Origin of the sequence: Cohnella sp. GCM10012308, assembly GCF_042649185.1 — a bacterium.
Taxonomy (GTDB): domain Bacteria; phylum Bacillota; class Bacilli; order Paenibacillales; family Paenibacillaceae; genus Cohnella.
Genome location: NZ_JBHRYU010000007.1, coordinates 78,745 through 101,550, shown reverse-complemented (window position 1 = coordinate 101,550; position 22,806 = coordinate 78,745). Strand labels below are relative to the sequence as shown.

Annotated in this window: 15 protein-coding genes; all 15 read right to left on the bottom strand. The window is 58.5% G+C overall.

Annotated features, from left to right (window positions below):
- Window positions 1-399: 399 nt before the first annotated feature.
- A complete protein-coding gene (locus ACFOTD_RS11010; RefSeq protein WP_378118572.1) occupies window positions 400-2,103 on the bottom strand; it encodes a phospho-sugar mutase in 1,704 nt (567 codons plus the stop codon).
- A 90-nt stretch (window positions 2,104-2,193) separates the two neighbouring features.
- On the bottom strand, window positions 2,194-2,634 hold the full coding sequence (fabZ, locus tag ACFOTD_RS11005) for a 3-hydroxyacyl-ACP dehydratase FabZ (RefSeq protein ID WP_378118570.1): 441 nt from the start codon (window positions 2,632-2,634) through the stop codon (window positions 2,194-2,196).
- Window positions 2,635-2,825: 191 nt separating this feature from the next.
- Entirely contained in the window at window positions 2,826-3,344 is a 519-nt protein-coding gene (locus ACFOTD_RS11000; RefSeq protein ID WP_378118568.1) for a CDP-alcohol phosphatidyltransferase family protein, read from the bottom strand.
- A 249-nt stretch (window positions 3,345-3,593) separates the two neighbouring features.
- Window positions 3,594-3,827 carry a DNA-directed RNA polymerase subunit beta gene (locus tag ACFOTD_RS10995; RefSeq protein WP_378118566.1) on the bottom strand — a complete coding sequence of 78 codons (234 nt, stop codon included), beginning with the start codon at window positions 3,825-3,827 and terminating at the stop codon, window positions 3,594-3,596.
- A 132-nt stretch (window positions 3,828-3,959) separates the two neighbouring features.
- Window positions 3,960-4,805 carry a flagellar hook-basal body protein gene (locus ACFOTD_RS10990; protein WP_378118564.1) on the bottom strand — a complete coding sequence of 282 codons (846 nt, stop codon included), beginning with the start codon at window positions 4,803-4,805 and terminating at the stop codon, window positions 3,960-3,962.
- A 22-nt stretch (window positions 4,806-4,827) separates the two neighbouring features.
- Window positions 4,828-5,694: a flagellar hook-basal body protein gene (locus tag ACFOTD_RS10985; protein ID WP_378118562.1), complete on the bottom strand. Its 867-nt coding sequence runs from the start codon at window positions 5,692-5,694 to the stop codon at window positions 4,828-4,830.
- A 28-nt stretch (window positions 5,695-5,722) separates the two neighbouring features.
- Window positions 5,723-6,718 carry a rod shape-determining protein gene (mreB, locus tag ACFOTD_RS10980; protein WP_282913130.1) on the bottom strand — a complete coding sequence of 332 codons (996 nt, stop codon included), beginning with the start codon at window positions 6,716-6,718 and terminating at the stop codon, window positions 5,723-5,725.
- A 93-nt stretch (window positions 6,719-6,811) separates the two neighbouring features.
- Window positions 6,812-7,099, bottom strand: coding sequence for a sporulation transcriptional regulator SpoIIID (gene spoIIID, locus ACFOTD_RS10975; protein WP_090116189.1), 288 nt, complete (start codon window positions 7,097-7,099; stop codon window positions 6,812-6,814).
- Between the two features lie 205 nt (window positions 7,100-7,304).
- Window positions 7,305-8,447 carry an HD-GYP domain-containing protein gene (locus tag ACFOTD_RS10970; RefSeq protein WP_378118559.1) on the bottom strand — a complete coding sequence of 381 codons (1,143 nt, stop codon included), beginning with the start codon at window positions 8,445-8,447 and terminating at the stop codon, window positions 7,305-7,307.
- Window positions 8,448-8,610: 163 nt separating this feature from the next.
- A complete protein-coding gene (locus tag ACFOTD_RS10965) occupies window positions 8,611-9,351 on the bottom strand; it encodes a peptidoglycan DD-metalloendopeptidase family protein (protein WP_378118558.1) in 741 nt (246 codons plus the stop codon).
- Between the two features lie 73 nt (window positions 9,352-9,424).
- Window positions 9,425-10,747 (bottom strand): stage II sporulation protein D, encoded by a 1,323-nt coding sequence (spoIID, locus tag ACFOTD_RS10960; RefSeq protein ID WP_378118556.1) that lies wholly within the window; start codon window positions 10,745-10,747, stop codon window positions 9,425-9,427.
- 179 nt (window positions 10,748-10,926) lie between these two features.
- Window positions 10,927-12,336: a UDP-N-acetylglucosamine 1-carboxyvinyltransferase gene (gene murA / locus ACFOTD_RS10955; protein ID WP_378118554.1), complete on the bottom strand. Its 1,410-nt coding sequence runs from the start codon at window positions 12,334-12,336 to the stop codon at window positions 10,927-10,929.
- A gap of 229 nt (window positions 12,337-12,565) precedes the next feature.
- Complete coding sequence (locus ACFOTD_RS10950; protein ID WP_378118552.1) at window positions 12,566-12,817, bottom strand: DUF1146 family protein; 252 nt, start codon at window positions 12,815-12,817, stop codon at window positions 12,566-12,568.
- Window positions 12,818-12,857: 40 nt separating this feature from the next.
- Window positions 12,858-15,029 (bottom strand): S8 family serine peptidase, encoded by a 2,172-nt coding sequence (locus ACFOTD_RS10945; RefSeq protein ID WP_378118550.1) that lies wholly within the window; start codon window positions 15,027-15,029, stop codon window positions 12,858-12,860.
- Between the two features lie 477 nt (window positions 15,030-15,506).
- The gene (locus tag ACFOTD_RS10940; protein ID WP_378118548.1) at window positions 15,507-22,793 is read right to left on the bottom strand and encodes a cadherin-like beta sandwich domain-containing protein; all 7,287 of its coding nucleotides are present in this window, start codon (window positions 22,791-22,793) and stop codon (window positions 15,507-15,509) included.
- Window positions 22,794-22,806: the final 13 nt, after the last annotated feature.

Below are 22,806 nucleotides of genomic sequence, written 5' to 3'. Positions count from 1 at the left end.
CATACGCGGCTCTTTTTATAGACGTCGTCGCCTTCGCACAAGTTTCGCGCGTTGCGCCCGATAGTCGGCATAAAGCTTCATTTCCCGCGCAACACCGCGACAAGATGCGACATCACGCAGACACAGAGACGCCTTGCGTCTTAACTCTGCCTTATCTCTTCTTTGCCTCTATCCTTCCTCTATCCTGCCTCTATCCTGCCTCTATCCTGTCTTGCCCCTGCTAGTCCAAGCCGACAGCCTTCGGCCGCGTTCATCGTCCTCAATCTCGTCGCCCTTGCGTCACTCGTCTCGTCACCCCTAAGCCCCTCGTCTCTCCGCCCAAGCGCACAAGCGCCCGCAAGCCATGCATCGCGCATGGCTGCGGGCAAAATGGTGGCCGGAAAACACGCGTGCTTCGCTCTAGCTAAGTGCGTCCACGCGTGCCATGACCGCGGTGACGAGCGCATCCAGCGCCGCATTCGCGCCGCCTAGGTCGTCGCCGCGGACGGCGAAGTATACTTTGATCTTGGGCTCGGTTCCCGAAGGACGGAGGCAGAACCAGGAGCCGTCCGCGCGAAGGAACTTCAGCACGTTCTCCTTCGGCAGGCCGTCCAGTCCCAGCTCATAGTCGAGCGCTTGGTCCACCTTGATGCCGCCAACCTCGGCCGGCGGGTTCGTACGCCAGTCCGCCATGATCGCGGCGATCTGGGCGACGCCGTCCTTGCCCTTGAGCGTGCGGGACTCCAGCTTCTCGAGGTACGTACCGTACTTCGCATAAAGCTCGAGCAGGACATCGTACAACGTCTTGCCCTGCGTCTTATAGAAAGCGGCCGCCTCGCAAATGAGCAGCGAAGCAACGACAGCATCCTTGTCGCGCGCGTAAGTGCCCGCCAGATAACCGTAGCTCTCCTCGTAGCCGAAGAGGAACGCGTGCTCGCCCGTCGCTTCGAACTCGGTCATCTTTTCCCCGATGTACTTGAAGCCGGTCAGCGTATTAATGACCGCGCTGCCGTAGGAACGCGCGATATCTGCGCCCATCTCGCTTGTCACGATCGTCTTGATGACGGCGCCGTTGGCCGGCAGCCGCCCCTTGGCCTCCAGATTGGAGAGCAAATAGTGCACCATCAGCGCGCCCGACTGATTGCCGGACAGCACGACGTACTCGCCCTTGTCGTTCTTGACTACCGCCCCCATGCGGTCGCAGTCCGGATCCGTGCCGATGATGATGTCCGCGCCGACTTCGTCCGCGAGCTTGATTGCGAGCGTGAACGCCTCGTGCTCCTCCGGATTCGGAGACTTGACGGTCGAGAACATGCCGTTTGGCTGCTCTTGCTCCGGCACGACGTGAACGTTCGTAAAGCCAGCCGCGGCAAGCACCCAGCGCACGGGCATGTTGCCCGCGCCGTGAAGCGGCGTATAGACGACGGAGAGCGCCGATCCCGCGCCGCTTTTCAGCACCTCGGGGTGGACGGATTGGGCGGCTACCGTATGTACGAAGCGATTGTCTTCGTCCTCGCCGAGCCAGACGATAAGTCCCTGCGCTTCGGCTTCGCCCTGGCTGATGCGCTTGACGTCGTCGAACGCGTCGACCTCGCGAATCCCGGCGATGACTTGCTCGGCCTGATGCGGCACCAGTTGACATCCGTCCTGGCCGTAAACCTTGTAACCGTTGTATTCGGGCGGGTTGTGGCTGGCCGTCACGACGACGCCGCCGGCGGCCTTGAGATCGCGTACGGCGTACGAGAGCTGCGGCGTCGGACGCAGCGAACGGAACAAATAAGCCTTGATGCCGTTCGCCGCCAGCACTTGTGCCGTCTCGAGCGAGAAAATATCGGAATTATTGCGGGAGTCGTGCGCGATGACGACGGAGGGAGACTCGAAATTGCGCAGCAAATAATTGGCGAAGCCCTGGGTTGCGCGGCCGATCATATAACGGTTCATCCGGTTCGTGCCCGCGCCCATTACGCCGCGCAAGCCTCCGGTGCCGAACTCGAGCTCCCGGTAAAAGCGGTCTTCGATCTCCGCGGGCTTGTCCGCGATCGCGCGCAGCTCCTCCTTGGTCGAGGCGTCTACTTTTGGATTGTTCAGCCAGGATTCGTACACTTCGTTAGCAGCATTGGTCATCAATTTCTCATCCTTCCGTCTATGGTCTCTTTATCTATACCCAGGCGCCGCGCTTCCCGTCACAGGCAGCCCGGCGCGCCGGAGCCTTACTCATTTCCCCTTCGCCGGATCCGTCAGCGCGAACATCAGCACGCCTTCGGCTACGACCTTGCCGTCCACCTTTGCGGATGCCTGTCCCTTGCCGACAGGCCCCTTCAACCGAATAATCTCGACCTCAAGCGTGAGCGTATCGCCCGGCGTCACCTGTCCGCGCCAACGGAACTCGTCCACGCCTGCGAACAGGCCGATCTTGCCCTTATTTTCCTCGAGTCCGAGAATCGCCGTCGCCCCGACCTGCGCGAGCGCCTCCAGGATCAATACGCCAGGCATGACCGGGAAGCCCGGGAAATGTCCCGCAAAATAAGGCTCGTTCATCGTCACGTTTTTGAGTCCGACCGCGCGCTTGCCCGGTTCGAGCTCGAGGATCCGGTCGATGAGCAGGAACGGCTGGCGGTGCGGAATGATTTCCTGGATCTGATTGATGTCGAGCATAATAAAACTCCCTCCGAATATAAGGCGACCTAGGAATAACTGCGTGGTCCGGCGCCCATACTATGTATAATCCTTCCGCGTACTGCAGCCGCGAAGGTTGAATATAAGAGGGCTTGCCTCCGGTGCCGATCGCTTCCCGCGCGGCCTTGCGGCAAGTCCTTTTGTCGCCTTTCGGGCCTGCATCGCGCTATTCAGGCGGACTTCGTCTCGCTGTTCAGCTCTTTAAATGAAGTGAAGTAAACGAAGGACGTCGCGAACGACAGTCCGACGGCAATCCAGAGCGCGACGACGCCTCCCGGCTGGTCCAGGATCAGCAGGACGATAGCCAAGTAATAAATGACGGTCGTCAGCTTGCCGAACGAATTGGCGGGGACCGTCCGCTTGCCCCGAAAATGAAAGAAGGTGCCGGTCGCGATCATCCCTACCTCGCGAAACGCCATTGCGCCCGCAGCAGCCCAGGGAATGTCTCCGTCCGCCAGCAGCGCGCCGACGACGGCCAGCATCATGAGCTTGTCCGCCAGCGGATCGAGCATAATGCCGATTTGCGTAACCAGGCCGCTGCGCCTTGCGATATATCCGTCAAGCATGTCGGTAAGCCCGGCCGCGAACACGACGATCAACGCCCATATGGGATGTCCGTTCAGATATAACGCCAAGAAGACGGGGATCAGGAGAAAGCGGGACATCGTCAACAGATTCGGCACATTCACTGCCGGAGCCACCCTTTCGCCATCGGATCCGCGAACGCGATCGCGAGACCGTTGTCAGCTTTTATTATACCGCCAGTCCTGCTTCTGGTAAAATCCCGTTCCATCTTCACGGGTCAATGATACCATATGTATCGTATTTGCGCATAAAAAAACTCCCCTTGCCATCAGACGGGGGAGCCTCCTTGTAGACCTTCCATTCTCGGCGTCTGCGCATCCGCAGTGCGCATGTCCATCCATCCCGAACGGCGGCTAACGGCTGCCCTCGAAAATGAGATCGTACATATGCTTCCAGGTATTCCAGTCGAACACGTCCGACCAGTCCTGCTTGCCCAATACCGCGTAACCGATCCCAAGCCCCGCCAGGAGCGCCAGAATACAGAAAACCGGAATGAGCAAAACTTTGACGCTAGTCCAAACGATCAGCATCATGAGCCGTCCTGCGGACCGCCGCTTCTTGTCCGTCGGACGCTTCGTCGCTGACACGGTAGATCCTCCTTCAGAATAAAGAAGCCCGAATAAATCATTGCTCTCGAGTCAATTTATTCTAAGCTTTGGGTCGTAATTGCGCAAGCGGGCCGGCTATAACGCCGGACCGCCAGCGGTCGTCAGGCCGCGTCAGACGCGAAGATTGGCCGCCATCTGAGACATTTGGTCGCCGGAGCTGAGCGCCCTGGCGCTCAATTGGTAGGCGCGCTGGACGTTGACCAGATCGGCCATTTCGTCGCCCAGGCTGACGTTGGACTCCTCGAGGAAGCCCTGGCGAATCGCGATGCCGCCGGACGCGTCGGGTCTCGCGACGACATTCGCCACGACGTCCGCTACGTTTACGTCCGAAGGCACGCCGTACAGATTGTCGGCGACGGCCTGCAGCAGCTCGGGCTTATTAACCTCGACGAGCCGCAGGGTTCCTAGCTCGATCGATTCGTTGCCGTCCGCGGAACGGGCGCTCAGACTGCCGTCCGCACCGACGATCAGCTCGTAGTTGTTGGGCACGCGAACAAAAGTATCCTGACCTTGCGGCGAGACGGCGACGACCGGGTAGCCTTCGGCCGTTGTCAGGATACGGTCGCCTTCGTTCGTCGGCGACAGCTGGAAAGCGCCTTGCCGCGTGAAGGCGCGCGCGCTGTCGAGCGTGCCGCCGGAACGCACCTCGAACAGGGCGTTTCCTGCGATGGCGAGGTCGGTCAAGCTGTCCGTTTGCTGCATGGCGCCCTGGGTCATGTCGATCTGCTGGCCGACGACGCGCGCGCCCCAGCCCTGGGTGAAGCCGAGCGGCGTGCGACGGCCCGGCAGCTCGAACGATTTTTCGTGCGGCTGGATGTTCGTGAGGATATCCTCGAACACCGTGCTCTTGCGCTTGTAGCCCTTGGTGTTCACGTTGGCGATATTGTCGGCGAGTACGTCCAGCTTCTGTTGGAGAGCGCCCATGGACGCGGCTGCGCTGACGACGGAGTTATTCATCTCGATTCCCCTTCGCTTCTAGTTAGACTCTGCCGACATCGTTGACTGCCTTGTCCAGGCTGCGGTCGTAGTACTGGACCATTTTTTGGTTCGCCTCGTAGGCGCGCAGCGCGCTCATCAGATCGACCATCGACTGCGAAGCGTCCACGTTGGATCGCTCCAGATAACCCTGCTTAATTTCCACGCGCTCGCCGGCCTGTACTTGTCGCAGCCCGTTGGCGTCGCCTTGGTAGACGTATTTGCCGTCGCCCTGGCGGACGAGCTGATTGGGATCGCTGACCTCGGTAAGGAGAAGAGCCGGGCTGCCGGCCAACGGCTGCTGGGTCTCCTTGTCGACCAAGCGGCCATCCGCCGTGACCTGTACGTTGTCCCAGGTGCCGTCCACGCGAATGGCTTGTCCGTCCACGCCGAGCACTTGCATCCCGTCCGGCGTAACCAGCGTGCCGTCCGCCGTCGTGCGGAATCCGCCGTCGCGGGTGTAACGACGCTCTCCGTCCGCGTTCTGCACCGTGAACAGCGCCTGCGGCTGATAAGAGACGGTGCCGTTCGCGTCCACGAACTTGCCGGAGCCGTCGAACACTTGTCCGTCAACGAGGATATCGGACACGAGCGCCAGATCCTGGCTGCGTCCCGTCTCGTTCAGGTCGCCCTGACCCAGGTTGATCAAGCTCTCTTCGGCAAAAACGCCGGTGTTGAGCTTGCCGATCGTGCCCTTGGTATCGTCCGGGCTGCCCATCAGCGAGATCAGCATCTCGGGGAATGCCCGGTTCACCGAGTTGACGCCTTTGTACCCTGGCGTATTCAAGTTGGCGACGTTGTTCGTCACCGTGTCGTGCCTACGCTGCTCGGCGATCATTCCCGCAGCCGCAGTATACAATCCTCTGATCATGTTGCAGTTCCCTCCCGTTGTGAGAAAGCTACTTGCGGCGCGCCATCTTGTCGAGATGATCGAGCATGATGCCCGTCCCCTTGACGACGCAGTGCATCGGGTCTTCGGCGATCAACACGGGTACTTTGAGCTCGTCCGCCAGCAGCGAGTCGAGGCCGTCCAGAAGCGCCCCGCCTCCGGTCAGAATGACGCCCCGGTCGATGATATCGGCCGACAGCTCGGGCGGCGTCCGCTCGAGTACGGCTTTGGCGGCGACGACGATGGACGATACCGGCTCCCACAGCGCCTCGCGGACCTCGTCCGCGTGAATCGTCACGGTGAGCGGCAATCCCGAGACCATATCCCGTCCCCGGATATCCATCTCTTCTTGCCGTCCCCCTGTATATACGGTGCCGATCTTGATCTTGATGTCCTCGCTTGTCCGTTCTCCGATCAGCAGCTTGTATTTATTTTTAATATATCTCATAATAGCGGCGTCGAACTTGTCCCCCGCTACCTTAAGCGACGAGGCAGTCACAATGGCTCCCATGGACAACACCGCGACGTCGGTCGTGCCGCCGCCGATATCCACGACCATATTGCCGCTGGGCTGGAAAATATCCATGCCGGCGCCGATTGCGGCCGCCTTGGGCTCTTCCTCCAGGAACACTTCCTTCGCTCCGCTGCGCTCCGCAGCTTCGCGAATCGCTTTTTGCTCAACCGAGGTGATATTGGTCGGCGCGCAGATCAGGATGCGCGGACGCCCGTACCAGTTGCGGCCTCCGACCCGCTGAATGAATGCCTTCAGCATCATGTCCGTAACTTCGAAGTCGGCGATGACGCCGTCCTTCAGCGGGCGGATCGCGATGATATTGCCGGGGGTGCGGCCGACCATGCGGCGCGCATCCTCCCCGACGGCCAGCACCCTGCGGGTGTCGTTCTCTATCGCGACAACGGAAGGCTCGTCGAGCACGACGCCCTTGCCTTTGATGTGGATGGAAACGTTCGCCGTGCCCAAGTCGATTCCGATGTCTTTGCTGAACATATGAAATAACAAGCCTCCAACGCATAGATATTCCTTGTAGTATTCGCCATGATTTCTAAAAATCCTCTAACAAATCTAATGATATGACAAAAATTACGCCTTTGCTACCGCGAATACTTCCCGCTTCTTGATCGTCGTTTTCTTATACTTGATCTTGGTCGCCTCGCCGCCACGCAGGTGCCGGATCGACTTGTGGTACTCGAGGATGTGCTTGACCTGATCGGCCAGGTCCGGATTGATCTCCGGCAGACGCTCGGTCAGATCCTTATGCACCGTGCTCTTGGAGACGCCGAATTCTTTGGCGATGGTCCGAACCGTATTGCGCGTCTCCACGATGCTGCGGCCGATCTTGATGGTCCGTTCTTTGATGTAATCGTGCACGCTCCCGCCTCCCTGCTCTGATTGATTGGTACAGTATATGAGGGGGACGTTCACTTATTCTTTGTAACCAAGCCTGACAAGCCTATAAAGTCCGCAAGCGGCGGGGCTTATGGGTCAAATGGACTTCTAGTGCGTCCTAATAAACGCAAAAAAAGACGAGCCCAAAGGCCCGTCTGGCGTTATCTCTACCGTCGGTCTCAACCGCTCACCCCTTGATGGACACGGCCCGGGACACGTAAATGCGAGCGTTTACGTTAAGATCGATCTCATACGGAGACGGCACGCGGCCGTCGGCTTCCCGCACCACCAGCACGACCGGCTTGTGCGCGGGCCGATTTGCCGTATCCTTGACGATCGCAGTCTCTCCGCTGCTGAGGAGCACGGCCATCCCCGCCGGAAAAATCGTGAGGTTTTTGAGAAACGAACGCACGACGCCGATGCCGAACTCGTAATTGCCTGCCGCGAACATATATTCCATCGCCTCGCAAGGCGGATAAGGATCCCGATGATGGCGGGGAGAGAGCAGCGCGTCGAATACGTCTGCCAGTCCGACGATCTGCGCCATGTCCGGAATCTTGTCCTGCGCGACTCCGTATGGGTAACCTTCTCCTCTATAACGCTCGTGGTGAAGCAGCGCGCACTTGGCCGCAGCGTCCGGCACTTCGCGCATGCGCCCCAGCGCGTGATATCCGAGCGTCGTATGCTGCTTGACCGCCTCCATCTCAGCCTCCGTAAGCTTGCGTCTCGCGCGGAGCAGATCGGGCGAGATGCGCGTCATGCCGACGTCGAATAGCAGCGCCCCGACGCCCAGTTCGTACTGGGCGCTCGCGTCCATCCCGCCCGATGCGCCGATCACAGCCGACATAAGCGACACCTGCAGCGTATGGTCGAACAACGATTGATCGGTCTGCCTCAGCACGCTGAGCTCCTCGGCCACCGCCCGGTGGCCGACCGCCGAGAGCAGGCGCTCCCGGTAGCCCCGTTTGAAGTTCGCAAGCTCGGCGAGAGGCAGCGCAACCTTGCTGTAGTTTTCTTCCGTCTCTAAAAAACGGATCAGGCTGTGATGCGTCTCCTGAAGCTGAACCGGATCGGCGCGCAGCAGCTCGATCTCCTCGACGTTCCTGACCTTCTCGTCGGGCCGCAGCTTCATGCGGGAAGCCAACAGCGCTTCGGCCGCCGCACCGCGCTTGCCGAGGGCTACCGATTGAAATCCGAGGTTTTGCAATCGATCTATGTATTGCGACGTAAGCTCCGTGCCGGCCTCGAGCATGACCAATCCGTTTTTACCGTATACCGGCCTGTCCAGCACATCGCCGGGGTGAAGTTCGTCTACAGTCACGAGCTTCATCTATCACGCGTCCTCTCTGAAGTCGATAGATCCTTGGTAGTATCAATTATGGTACTATCGTAACACAAATGCCATCATTTGGTCAGCTATTAAAACGCAAAAATAGACAGGGTTGCCCTTGCGCGCCGCCACGCGCCTGGGCAACCCTGTCATAAGTACCAGATTACTGTTGATCTCCGATCAGCGAAGCCGGATCCACGGTCTGACTGTTGCTCTTGACCGCAAAGTGGACGTGAACGCCTTCGTCCTTCTCCAGTTCGCTGACGCCGGCCGTGCCGAGCACATCGCCTTGCTTGACCGAATCTCCTACCTTGACCTTCAGCTCTGCCAGGCTTTGGTAGACGGTGACGAGACCGTTCGGATGCTTGATATTAATCTCGTAACCGTTTTGCGGCGTCTGCTCCGCTACCGTCACTTCACCGCTCATCGCAGCCTTGACGTCGAACGCCTTGCCATCCTTGCTCGCGAGATCGATCGCCGTGTGCGGCGTGAACTGGTTGTCGTGCTTGACCATAGCGGCTGCCTGTTCTTCTTCTGTGCCGTTCTCGTTGTAGTACGGCATAGACACCGACATCGCGTCACGGTTGGTCACCGGCCAGGCGAGCGTCTCTCCGCCTGCCGCTACCGGCAGCGCGTCCGGATCCTCGGCGATCTGACCGTCTGTGCCGACTTCCTGTTGCACGCCTGCGGTGCTCGCTTCGTCCTTCGGCTTGCCGCTCGTTCCCGAGCTGGCGTTCAGCCAGAGGATCGTTACGATAATTGCCGCTGCGGCCATGTACATGGCGGGGAACACCCACCGCTTGGCGAAAAACCTTTTCGTTGCCGAAGGACGGGACGACGAGCTGACGACACTTCTGGTACTGCCTGGTTCGATCTTGCCGTTTGGTTTGTTTGAATCATTCATTTTTTATCACCTCAGTAACAGAGTGTTGCCAGGTGATAGTTTTTTAAACATGCCTTTTGCAAGATTAAGGGATTTATAGCTTAGCAGTGTCGACGCTCGCGGATTGAAGCGAGGTCACCGTCTTCAACTGTATGCCCGTATAGTAGTGAAGCACGATGTCCGCGGCGGTCGCGCCCGTCTTCGCCATCCCCTCCGCCCCCCACTGGCTCATGCCGACGCCATGCCCGCTGCCGTAGGTCGTTATCGATATTTTCCCCTTATCAATCTTCCAGTCGAACGCTGCCGACCGCAACCCTAGCAGTCTGCGAACCTCGATGCCCGACAGCGTCTTGCCGCCGACGGTCGCCGTACTCACTCTTTTCCCGTCGGTCCAGCTATTAATAACGGCGGCCGGCCGTTTGCCGAGACCCGTCAGCGTCGCCAGCGACTTGACGCCGAGCTTGCGATAGAATTCGCTTAGCTTCATTTCTACGGTTTCCTCGGCACGGGGCGAATCTTTGCGATCCCAAGGGCTGCTCACCGACACCAGATAAGGCAAATCCGCCGCGAAAACATCTTTTGCGTTTTCCGTATAGCCGTTGCTGCTTGAAAAGTAAAGAGACTCGATAGGCGCGCCGCCGTATACCATTACGATGCCGCGCGTCCGCCGTACCGCCTCGTCCACCGCTACCCACGCCGCCGGATTTCCCTTCTTGAGCTCGTCCATCTCCGCACGGGAGCGGTAGACTTGATGGGTCACCGTATCGGTCACGTCCGCGCCGCGGACAGGCACCCCGGACCGGTCCTCGTTCCACAGGCGGCGTATCAAATAGGTGCGCGCCGCGATCGCTTGCGCCTCCATTGCGGCCGGCTCGAAGTCCGTCGGCATCTCTGCCGCCACGACGCCTTTGACATATGTCTCCAAGCCTGCGCGTTCAACCCTCTTATCGTCGGATAAGTAGACGCGAACGACGAGCGCGCTGTCTTCGCGATCCGCTTGCAGCCCCCGAGCCGCCTCTGCTGCGGACAGGGCGCCTCCGTCCTGCACCTGCGTTTTTGACGACTCCCCGCCATCTTTTTCGCGTGATTCGGCGCTATTCTCTTTGGATGCATCTTTTGATATAACGACGCTGGCCGGCTCTTCATTCTTTTCTCTTACGGTGTCCGTAACCACTCCCATGCCCGCGCCCTCTTCGATGACCTGCGCCTGTTTCGTCTCTCTCGCGTGGCGTTCCGCCCAGGACCAGCTTGCAAGCAATGCGCCCGTGCCAAAGGCCAGAACGAGCAACAGGCCAACCGGCCGCAAGCCGCCTCCGCCGGTGCGCAGAAACCTGCCTTTTAACCTGCCCCTTCGACGATTCAGGCGTACCGTATACAACCCTTTGTTGCGATCCGCTTGTCCATCTTGTTTTTGCACGTCTTCGACCTTCCTCTCTTCGTTGTCCTTTTCCTCGCACGCTACCAATCTATGAATGGCGCGAAGTCGCTAGAACAAAACAAAGAGAATGCAAAAAAGCCTTCGTGCCCGGGACCGGGGTCAAACGACTCGGTCCAAGGCGCAAAGGCGCGGGGATGATAAGTGCGATTAGAGGAAAATCACGCCAGCGTCGGTTGCACGCGCAGCATCGCTACGCTGTCCGATGCGACACGCTCTTCGGACACTGCCTGAAGCGAGCGCCGGACGGCGGGCACGGGCGGTGCTTGAACGACAGCTGCGGCAGCGGGCGCCGGGGCCGGAATTTCTTCGCCCTCGCCCAGGCGGCTGATATCCGCGCCTAGCGCGGCCAGCTTACCGACGATATCCATGTAGCCGCGGTCGATGTGATGCGTACCGGTCACCTCGGTGACGCCTTCCGCAGCCAGGCCTACGCAGATCAGCGCAGCTCCCGCGCGCAGATCCGTTGCGCAGACAGGAGCGCCGGACAACCGCTTGCCGCCGGAGATGACGGCGGTGCGGCCTTCGATCTTAATGTCGGCCCCCATCTTCGCCATCTCTTCGACGTGCATGAAGCGGTTCTCGAACACCGTTTCCGTCACGATGCTCGTACCCGGGCTGGCGAGCAGCAGCGCCATGAATTGCGCCTGCATGTCGGTCGGGAAGCCCGGATAAGGCAGCGTCTTGACATCGACGGCCTTGAGCGGGCGATTCGCGAAAACGCGAATGCCGCTGTCGTCCGCTTCGATGCCGACGCCCATCTCCTCAAGCTTGGCGACGACCGGACCCAGGTGGTCGCGGATCGCGCCTTCGACGTACACGTCGCCGCCGGAAATAGCCGCGGCGATCATGTAAGTGCCGGCCTCTACCCGGTCCGGAATAACCGTGTGGCGGATGCCTTTAAGACGCTCTACGCCCTCGATGCGGATGATGCCAGTGCCTGCGCCGCGCACCTTCGCGCCCATGGCATTCAGGAAGTTGGCGAGATCGACGATCTCAGGCTCCTTGGCGGCATTCTCGATCGTCGTGACGCCGTCCGCGGTCGCGGCTGCCATCATGATGTTCTCGGTTGCGCCTACGCTGGCAACGTCGAGGTAGATGCGCGCCCCGCGCAGTCGTCCGTCTACCTTGGCTTCGACCGAGCCTTGGCCGAAGCCGATCTCGGCGCCCATCGCCTCAAAGCCCTTGAGGTGCTGGTCGATCGGACGGGTCCCGATCGCGCAGCCGCCGGGCAGCGAGATCTTGACCTTGCCCTCTCGGGCGAGAAGCGGTCCCATGACGAGGAACGACGCCCTCATCTTGCGAACGAGCTCGTATGGCGCCTCGTGCGAGATCAGCCGGTGCGCACGCAGCGTCACGCGGGATTCGTGGCGAAGCGCCTGAACGCCAAGCGCCGAGAGGACTTCCAGAATGTTATACACATCGTCCAAGGCGGGTACGTCATCGATGACGCAAGACCCTTCCTCCGCCAACAGAGTGGCGGCGAGGATCGGCAGGACGGAATTTTTGGCGCCGTGCACGCGGACAGTCCCATTAAGGGGACGGCCGCCGCGGACGATGATTTTGCTCATGGGTGGTTCCCTCCGCGGGTGTAGAATCATTTCCGGAGACCGTGCTTTCACCGATTCCGGCTCCAGAAAACCCAAATTTCATCATACCACCGTCCGTCGGTTCGGTACAAGCGGCATGTTATGACAAACTACAAACATTTTGTCCGTCAAGATTCGCCCTCAGGCGACTTGCTTCTGCTTTATTACCCATTGTGATCATTTTGATTCGACGTTATGCGGAAAATATCCGCTACGACGAATTGAACAAATGCCTTAGCGACGAAGCCCAGTTCCAGTAATCCAGCACGAATCCGGCCAGCAGGCGTCCTGCGATGATCGCCAGGATGAGCTGCGCGAGCCGCGTCCTCGGACTTTTGGGATGCCGGAAAAATTGTTCCCACTTGACCTCCTGCAGCACGACCCACGCTACCGCGATGAATCCGAGCGTGATGAAAATGGAGAACAAGCTGTCCCAGCCCATTGAGTAATAAATGGATTCCATCCGCCGACAACGCTCCTTATAGCCGCAATTCCAAAATGTTTCAGTGGGCGCTCGTCACGCCGAAACGATAATACGCGGAACGATCCGCGCGATCGGCCGTGATCCGGGCATAATAAGTCCCGGCAGCCAGCTTCTGCGGAACGTTCAGGGAAGCGCTCTGCGCCTTGCTGGACCATTGGCCGAGCGGCTTCAGTGCTTTGTCGTATACCGCCAGCTTGAACGTCGAGCCCTCCGGTATGCCGTCGAGCTTCCATGCGAAGTTGCCGCCCGTCGTCTTGAACCGGAACCAGTCCGCGTCTTCCTTGGACGAGATGAGCCCTTTGAGGATGCCTGCATCCCCGGAAACGAGCGCTGCGGCCGTCAGCGGACCGTCGTTCGGCTCGCCCAAATCCGCGTACGTAGTAATGTATTCCAGTCGGACCGTATAGGTCCCTATCACGGGCGGCGCCCCGTCGGCGGCTGCGTTGCTGACCCCTATGTAGTATCTGCCTGCCGGCGCATTCTTGATCGTAGCCGTCTCCGGCAACCCGTCGCCGTTCGTGTCCGTCCGGACTTCGGCCTGCCCGGCTCGCTGCAGCGTAATCGCAGGGTCGATGCGCGTCGTGTCCGTCTCCACGGTTACTTTTAAGGTGCCCGACTGGGGCAGCTTGACCGTTGTCCAATCGTTGTCGTCTTCGCGATCGAACGTCCCTGTCCAAGTCTGCGTGCGGGGTTCGATCGCATAAGCCGAATCCCGCGACGCCCCGGGCTCGGTCCGATCCGCCAGCATTCGGAAGCCGGAGGTGAGCCGGTAAGGCAGCGACGATGCTCTCGCGGAACCGTCCACCCGCAGGTAGTATTTGCCCTTGGCTACCTTCCAAGTCATCGTTCCACCGCTTGCGCCGCTCGCAGCGGTCGGAGCGGTCGGATTAACGCCTCCCGGACGGTATAGCGACAATTTAACCGCGGCGGGGCCGATGTCAAACAGGTTCGTCTGCATACGTACGGATAGCATCCCGTCTGCATGCGCTTCGACCGCGTACCAGTCGGTATCGAGCGAGCCGCTCCATGCCGAATAGACCTCCGTGCCCGGAGGAAAGGGCGACGCCGACCGCTGCGCTCCGTTAGGCTCGCGCCAATCGGCTGCGAACGCGGCCGCCAAAGCGCGATCCGCGCGTACGAGGCCATAGCCCGTCGCGTCGTCGCGGCCCTTGGCGCCGATATCCTCGGCCGTGCGGCGCAGCGTCTCGCGGAGGAACGCAGGCTTCCAATCCGGATGCGCAGCCCGCAACAGCGCGATGGCCGCAGCCACTTGAGGCGCCGCCATGGACGTGCCTTCCATGGCAATACGGCCGCCGCCCAGCGCGAGCGTATCGACCTGCCAAGACGCGGCGAGATCGACCTCGGGGCCTCCCGTCGAGTTGATCTGGCCCTGGCCCGCCTCGGCGCCTGCCACAGCCACCACGGTCGGATAGGCGGCCGGATATTGCACCGCCGCCCGATCGCCAAAATCGGCCGCGTCATTGCCGGTCGCCGCGACGAGCAGCACGCCCTTCGATTCGGCCAGGTCGATGACGCTGCGCATGCCGGGCGCGTCCCTGCGGAGCCCGAGAGACAGTACGACGATGTCCGCGCCATGCTCGATGGCGTAGCGGATCCCGCCCGACAAATGCGATTCGTCGCCCTCGCCCTTGTCGTCCAACGCCTTGACCGGCATCAGCTTCATCTTCCATGAAGCCTCTGCGTCCTTACCCGCTTCGGCCGCGGCTGCGATGACGCCGGCCACTGCCGTGCCGTGCCCGTTGTCGTCCTGCGGCGGCTTTTTGTCATCCAGCAGATTGACGCCTTCGGTCAGATAAGGCTGGAGCGCCGCATTCTTCAGATCGATGCCCGTATCCACGATCGCAATCGTACCGGTAACGTCGCGTCGCAGCAGCTTCCAAGCATCGGCAATGCCCGTCTCCTTAAGAAAAGAAGCGTTCGTTAACGCCGCGATCGCGACCGGCTTACGTGAAGCGGAGGTTCTTGCGGCCTTGCCTAAGCGGTCCGCCTGCTTTGCAGTCGCGGGGAAAGCGGACGCGCCGAGTTTCGCCGCCTCGGCTGCCTCAATCCGCCCGTCATCTGCGGTCAATCGCGAATCCGGGGAACCGGTCGCCGCCAAAGCTGTGCCAAGCAGCACAGCCACAGCCGCCGTACGAACCGTACGCCGTTTCCCATTTAATCCTGCTGCCATTCTTGCCACGCCCTTGCCTGTCAGTAAGTGAAGCTATGAGTATATACCCACATTTTGGCGTTCAACCAACACGTATCCGTCATTCGACATATGTAATTCGAATCCGTGGGCGGGACATAAGGCCGAGCAGTATCCAGTCATCGCGAATCCAGCCTAATATATATCGCTCATTCATTATTCATGCATTTGCATGCTCTATCAAGTTAATAATATTTAATGCTCGACGCGCGCTGTCTCATCTTTTTCTCATAATCGGACCGCCGTCGATTCCGGTTACCACTCCATTCCCGGCACCGTCCCCCCAATGCTAGACCGTGTCGCTTTCATATCTTATAGCTATTCTATTTTTCGACATCATTTCCCTTCTTTCGGGATAAAAAAAGTACTTAGGTCACGGTTATAGACGCGGAGTCCCTATTAAAAAAACAACCCGGCTCAGAGGAAAAGTTCCTCTAGCCGGGTTATCCCAATTTATTTTTAAGCTGCCTGATTAGTCCCCGCGCCAAAACTCAAAAGGTATACGGCGGTCCGATCGTTCTGTTGGACCACAACTTTATAAGTTCGAACATCGCGATCCGACTCCAGCCAGTTCAACGGGAGATTCCAATGCCAATCCTCATTGACTCCCGTACGCGCCAGCGGCTGATCGTCGTCATCCATCGCATAAATCTGGACGTTGCCCGACAATTGAGAGACTCGCAGCTCGACGCCGGTCGGTATCATCGTATTGTCGTTCGACCAGAAATAGGCGCCTGGCCTCTCGTCATTTCCGTAAACGAAACGAGGAATCGACGCAGACGTCCATTCAAAGCTCCCGCCCTGAAATTTGGCTTGGAACAACGGCATACTGACTGGCGCGAACACGCCGACTGCCCGCGTGACCGAATGATTCGCCGAATCATTATGCGTAAAAGTGCCTTCGTAGAGGGAATTCGTGAAATACCAACCAACAAGATTTGAAGCCCCCTGCCCTTCCAAGGTGCTGATTTTCACTTGGGGCGACTCGGAGGACGCAAACCAACTGGACGGCAGTGTTGCATAATAAGTATTTTGCCACTTAATCGCTCTAACACGTTCCGGGCTTGTGCCCTCCGTCATGTTGGTTACAACGACAGAGTTCCAATTATAAACAACGAACTGGTACGTAGCGGCAGCAGTATCTTTCCCGTCCCATTTGACTTGCACCGTAAGCCTGTTAATACCGCTATCCGGATACCAGCGCTGCTGATCTGCATCGAATTCGGATCCGTCTGTCTCAAAGTAGAGATGGTATCCGTCGGGAGTGCCGAAATTCATGCTTAACCAGTCGCCATCCTCCAGCTCGAGTGCACCCGAATTCCAAACATCGCTGCCTCCGGACGTCCATGATACCGGTACGTCACCATTGATCTTGGCGGCTTCCGTCAACAACCGCTCCACTTGAATATGATAGACGCTGGTTGTGTAGGACCCATCAACGGAACTGACTTCGAGCTCGTACTCCCCGGCTTCGTTCGGTGCGAGCGCATGCGCTTCGTCGTCGTCATCCCATAACCAAGGCTCGCCGTTAACGGTCAAGCTCATATGATCCTGGTCGGCGGAGACGGCATGCACCACCATCGACTCGGGCGCTCCGTACGGAAGATAGACGGTATAATCGTATTGTCCTTGATCTACAGACACCATTTCGCTGCCGATTCGCAGGCCGCTGAGCTGGGCGGGAGGGACAGCTCCTTCAACCCTGTTAATCGTAAGCGTGTAAGTTCGCTCTATCGTGCCCGTTGGATCGGTAACCTTGATAACAACCGCATTAGGTCCTGTAGTTAGTGAAGAGAGATAATACAAATTCCCTTCGTTATTCGGTTTTTCGCCGTTCAGCGTCAATTCTAGCTTGCCGTATGTCGAGCGCGGTGCCGCAGTAATATATGCGTATTCAATATCAGCGTCCACATACGCGGTATAGTTCAGCCCGCTCCGCTCCATCACGATCGGCTCGAACGCATGCGCGTAATCCTTCGTCAGACTGAACGAATCCGATGACGTATCCAATCCTCCCTCTTCCGACGCTTCGAGTTCGGCAGCCGTTCCAGCGAAGACCACCCAGTCCGTCTTATGGTAAAACACGATCTGTCCTTCAGCTGCTATCTCGAATCGCTGAAGCGTCGAGACATAATGATATCCCGGCGTCAGATCGAGAGATAAGGATAGCTTCGTATCGTCATCCAAAGGATAGTTATTCCCGTCCACCGTCACTTGCTCGAATGTGTTCGTCCCGTTTTCGGATTGGGCCAGTCCTACTTTCATCTCTAACTCGTTCTGGCCGGCTTCCTCGGAGACAATCGCATAATATCGGCTATAGCTCTGGCCTTCGTTTCTGTCATTGAAGCCTTCGGCCGGCTTCCAATCCACCGTATGCTGACCTACTTTGGCATTCAACAGACCGAAGCCGGGATTGTCGATTCCGACCAGAAGCGTCAAGTCGTACACATAAGTCGCTCCCTCAACGCTATCAACCTCGAGCACGAATTGATAAATGCCGTGTTCCATTGCGTCTATCGTGAAGGAATACGGATAATTTCCGTTACCGATATATTTGGGGAGCTCCTCGCCGTTTTTAAGAAGTCTTGCATCGGACACGATCGACTTATCGAATTTCATGTCAAAATACAGTCCGTTGCCGGCAAAGTCTACTGAACCAACATAAGACGGCGTAGCCTCTGTATCGTCGGCCACCCAAGTGTAAAGCGGACGCCCCTCGCCGAGGTTGTTAGTCATCCATTTCGACAAGCCGAATATGGATGCCGGGCCATTGCCAATCACTAAATTTATTTCGGTCTCATAGTCTTCCTCATCACTAGGATACAAGACAAGCGTATATTCTCCCGTACCCGGTGCCGGATGATCGATCGTCTGCGTCCAATCTCCGCCATCCGCTTGCCATGACGCAAGGCTCTCTCCATCCCATGCAGGGTAGAGCTCGGCGCTGCTGTACACCGTAGGATCAAGTTGAAGCGTCATTAGAAGCGCCGATTGCTTATCATTCCACGAAGCATAGTAATAGTGGCTCGAGTAAAACGCATCCGACTTCAACTCGGCCCCTTCCAAATGCCAGTCGAGTACGCCTTCGGGCAATTCCGCTTGTTCCGGGTCGAGCGTATGGAAAATATGAATCCGATGCCTGAATCCATGCCCTTCCGCGTCTTTGACCACGATCTCGACGTTGTCGCCCAATTCTAAACCAAAGCTGTACTGGCCTTCTCCGTTAGACGGAAGCTCCGTTTGTCCATCTTCGTTGTTCACGACATAGACGCCGAGGATTTCCGATTGAGGATCGACGAGGATTGGAGTGAACGAAATATCCGCGTTCGTGCCATTTGCGGTCACATTGTAAAATCCGAAGCTGCCTTGGTTTACCGCATAGAAAGATTGGCCGTCGTTTTCGAACGCCATATCGCCAAGCGCCAGCTTCAGAGAATCGGGACCGGACTCGCCTTCCTCAGAAGGCCGCCATACGTTAATGACCGTGTCCTGAGCAGCCGAATTCCCGGCGATGTCCTTCATTTTGACGACGATCTCGTTCCAGCCGTAATTCAGGGAATTTGCCCCGGCAAAAAACAGGCCGCCTTCAATGCCGTAATCTTCGGTCTCGAGGCTCGAAGTTACGTTTTCGGGTACGAGATACACGCGGAAACTCGCGTTCGGAGCCGGCAAGATCATGGTGTAATCGTATGTGCCGTTATGACTGACGGGCACGGCTGCCGACTCCTGGTTGGTATCAAGGTATGCATACACCATGGCCAAGGCCTGACGCGACTCGCCGATCTTTATATCGATCGTGTACTCGTCCGTCTCATCGTATTCCTCATCGTATTCCCTCGTAATACGGAGGACAAAGACGTTATCCCCCTCCTCAAGCGAACCGAAATCGACCGACATCATGCGGGAGACGTCGCCGTCATAGCTTGCGACTGTCTCTTCACTGTATTCTTTTCTTAAAGAGGCGTATGTTACCGTCTCGTCGAAGATCAAGCTTGAGCTTATGGAGACGGAAGTGTCCGGAAGTTCGGCGTAGAATACTTCCTCATACCTGTAATCCCGCCCTTCATGCCATGCGACTGCTTGATTGTCGCTTCGCGTATCCGTCCAGGATGTAACGCCTCCAATTACCGATACCGCAGCGTTTTCTTCCCGCGTAACGATAATTTTATATTCGGACACGGTCGTACCGTTTTGCGCCGTTACGGTGACTTTTAATTCATTTTCGCCGACCGCCAATGCGTGAAGCCCGTCGCCCGTCAGCGTAGCGAACGGGGAGCCTGCTGTCGCATTAATCGTCACTTCGCTTATGGCATAAGGCGCCGAAAGCGTATAGTCCTTCGTATAGGCGCTAAACGATGGCGTAAGCGTCCCATCCGAAATAGACAAGCTGCTTAACGTCGAGTCCTGCGAAGCCGGCAGTCGCGTTACGAGAATAACGTAACTTTGCTTAAACCCGCTTTGAGACGTTACCTCCACATCAACCGTATTTTGACCCACGCTTAATTCTATTTCTCCAGTCGCGCTTCCGCTAATCGCACTCTGTCCGTTGACCTTGATCGTAGAGGTTCCTACGGCAACGGTCGGCGTCACGTTTATCGTCGTCGACGTGTACGGCACGCTAACTGTATATTGGTTGACGCTGCTCTTGAAGCCCGGAGATAACGCGCCCTGGGAAACGGACAAGCCGCTAAGATTCGCGTTGCTATCGGCCGAACGCGTCACGACGATAACATATGTCTTGGGCGACTTCCCGCTTTCGGTCGTGACGACCGTTATGGTCTTTGGCACACCCGCCACAAGATCGATAGCCTGCGAATTTTCGCCGCTAACGACCGCCGTTCCGTTTACGGTCACCGTGCCGCCGCCTTGCGCATTTACGGTCAGACTAGATGTATCGCTGGAAGCCAGCACATCGACATAGTTATAAGTCGTTTTGACAAAAGAAAATCCGCTGACTATTCCGTTGAGCGCCAAACCCGTCAGATCCGCACTCGCCGCCTGCGTATAGCTGGCGCTGCCCACCGGACTATTCGGCGTTCCCGAGCGCGTCGCTATGGCCTTGATCGTGCCGGCCGCATCGATCGTCGGCTTGCCGCTCGCGGAATATTCCTTCGTCGCACCCGTAACGCTGGTCGCTGGATTGCTGCCGTCCGTCGTGTAGTAAATATGCTCGGCGCCTTCCGATGAGATCGTCACTGGCGTACCGAATGCGACCGCGCCCGACGGCGGATTAAACGTCGGCGTTGCCAATGCCGAGTTTTCGCGCGTGACCATGATCGTATATTTCAGCTTGGAGCTATCCTGGGCCGTAACCTCGACCGTGATCTGATTGGAGCCCGCGTTAAGCGGGATTCCGGCGCTCGCGGTGCCGCTCGCTACGGCCGCGTCGTTGACCTTGATCGTCGCCGCGCTGCTCGCAGCCGTCGGCGTCACCGCGATGCTGGTAACGGCGTTGCCGACGCTCACCGTATAGCTCGTCGTCCCGCTCGCGAACGTCGGGCTCAGCGTTCCCGCAGACAGCGTGAGTCCGCTCAGCGAAGCGTTGGCCGAGGGCAGGCGCTGGATCGCGATCGAATACATCTTCTGCGTCGTGCCGTCCGCGGCGCGCACCGTAAACGACAAGCTCGTGTTCACGATCGTATACGGAATCTCGGCGCCTGACGCGTACTCGTTGGTTCCGTACAGCACCTTGGCGCTAGCGCTAAACGTATTGATCTTCAGCTTGATCGCAGACGTATCGGACGGCACCTTCACGGTCCAGCCGTCCCCGCCGGAGACGACTTCGTATACGGTCGTTCCGTCCGTTCCGGTCGCCGCAACGCTCTGCACGGCCGTCTCGTTCGTCAGCGCCCGGATCGCGATCAGCTTGTACGACATGACGATGCCGTCGATCGTCGCTTGGATGATAATCTCGTTGGATGCAAGCGTCAGCGGAATGGTGTAACGCCAGGCGACCTGATCCGGCAGCACCGTAAGCGCCGCCGTGAACGTCGGCTGCGGCACGACGTTCTGGCCGTTGACCGCGATGTTCAGCTCCGGACCGGTCACGGGAACGACCAGCGTCATGCTGCTCGTGCCGCTTGGAATGCTCAGCGGAGCCGGCGCGCTTGTCGAGTTGAAATCGATGCTGATTCCCTCGATGCCAGGGAACTGGACGCTAACGCTGTTGAGCATCTGTCGCGTGACCGTGATTTTGTAGGATTTGCTCGCGCCGCTCTGCGCGGTGACGACGATCGTAATTTCGTTAGCGCCGTAGGCAAGGTTAACGGAACTTTGCCCGCCGCTCGGCGCTTGCCCGTTGATCGTGAGCGAAGCAGAGCCGCCCTGTACGCTCGCCCCGACGACGATGCTCGTCCGGCTGCTCTCGACGCTCGCCGTGTACGACGTGACGCCCGCATTAAATGCAGGGCTGATCGCCGCGCCCGACAGGCTGAGCGAACCGAGATTCGCATTGGAAGTATCGTTGCTATTCGGCGCCGGCGTACTCGACGGACTCGTCCCGTTGTTGTTCGCCTTGTCGGTCTGATACTGCTGCTTCTGCTGCTCGTTCAGCTTTTTAAGCAGCTCTTCCTCGGCCTTCCGCTTCGCCTCTTCAGCCGCCAGCCGGTTCGCCTCGACCTGTGCCAGCTTGGCCGCCTCGATGGCCTTGAGTGCCGCGGCATTGATCTTGTCCGCAAGCTCCTTCAGCTTGGCCGCTTCCTCGGCCGCTTTTTTCTTCGCGGCTTCCTCGGCCAGCTGCCTGGCCTTTTCTTGCTTCGCCTTCTCCTTCTCGCTAAGCTGGCTCAGCTGATCTTTGTCCAGCCCGAACGACGTTTGTTCCTGCTGTTCGATCTTCTTGACCAGCTGCTCGTCGATCTTCTTCTGCTCGATCGCCTGCTTGGCGATGACGCCCAGCAGCTCCTGCGTATTTTGAATAAACTGCGCCAGCTGCTGCTGCAGCCCAGCCGGTACGCCGCTTTGCTTGAACTTTTCGACCGTCTGCCGGTTCTCTTCGTCGATCTTCTCTTTGCTGCGCAGGATCGCTTCGATGATTTCCGGAGACGCGTTTTTGACGATCTCCTCGATATCCACGAGCGTCGTCAGCTCGCTCAGATCGGTGCCGCTCGTCGAATCGAGCGAGAGCTGCTGCGTCGGATACAGGTCGATCGTCTTGACGCCCGACGAACCCGTTTTCCCGCCGCTCTCCCCGGTCCCGCTCCCTTGCTTCTCCCCGTTTTCCGACGTGAACCGCACGACGCCCGACATCACCGACGTATTCGTCCCGCCCGTCTCCGGGTTGACCCGCGCCAGGAACGCCGTGCCGCGCACGCCCATGATCGCCGTCGGCGTCTCCAGCTTGAAGTCGTCGTCCTGGCTCTTGATCGACTTCACGTCCACCCAAGCCGTTCCCTTGAGCATGCTGACCTTCGTCACCGTGCCCTTTTTGTCCGACAGCTTCGAAAACGTCAGCGTCGCGTTCTCCCCGACCGTGAACTTGTCGTCCTCCGACGTCCCGTTCGCGAACTGCAGCACCGCCGATCCCTTGCTCCCGGTGATTAGCTTGTCCCCCTGGTTCAGGCTCAGCTTCGCGAACGCCTTGAACAGCTTCGAGCCGCCGGCTTTTTGCACCTGCACGTCCCCGCTAAGCTGCTTGATCACCGCGATCCGCGACGAAGAAGCCGCGTGCGCCTCCCCGCCGAACGCAGCCGATACCGGCAGCAGCAGCAATAGCGCCGCCAGCAGGTACATGCTCAACTTTCGATACATAAACTTCACTCCT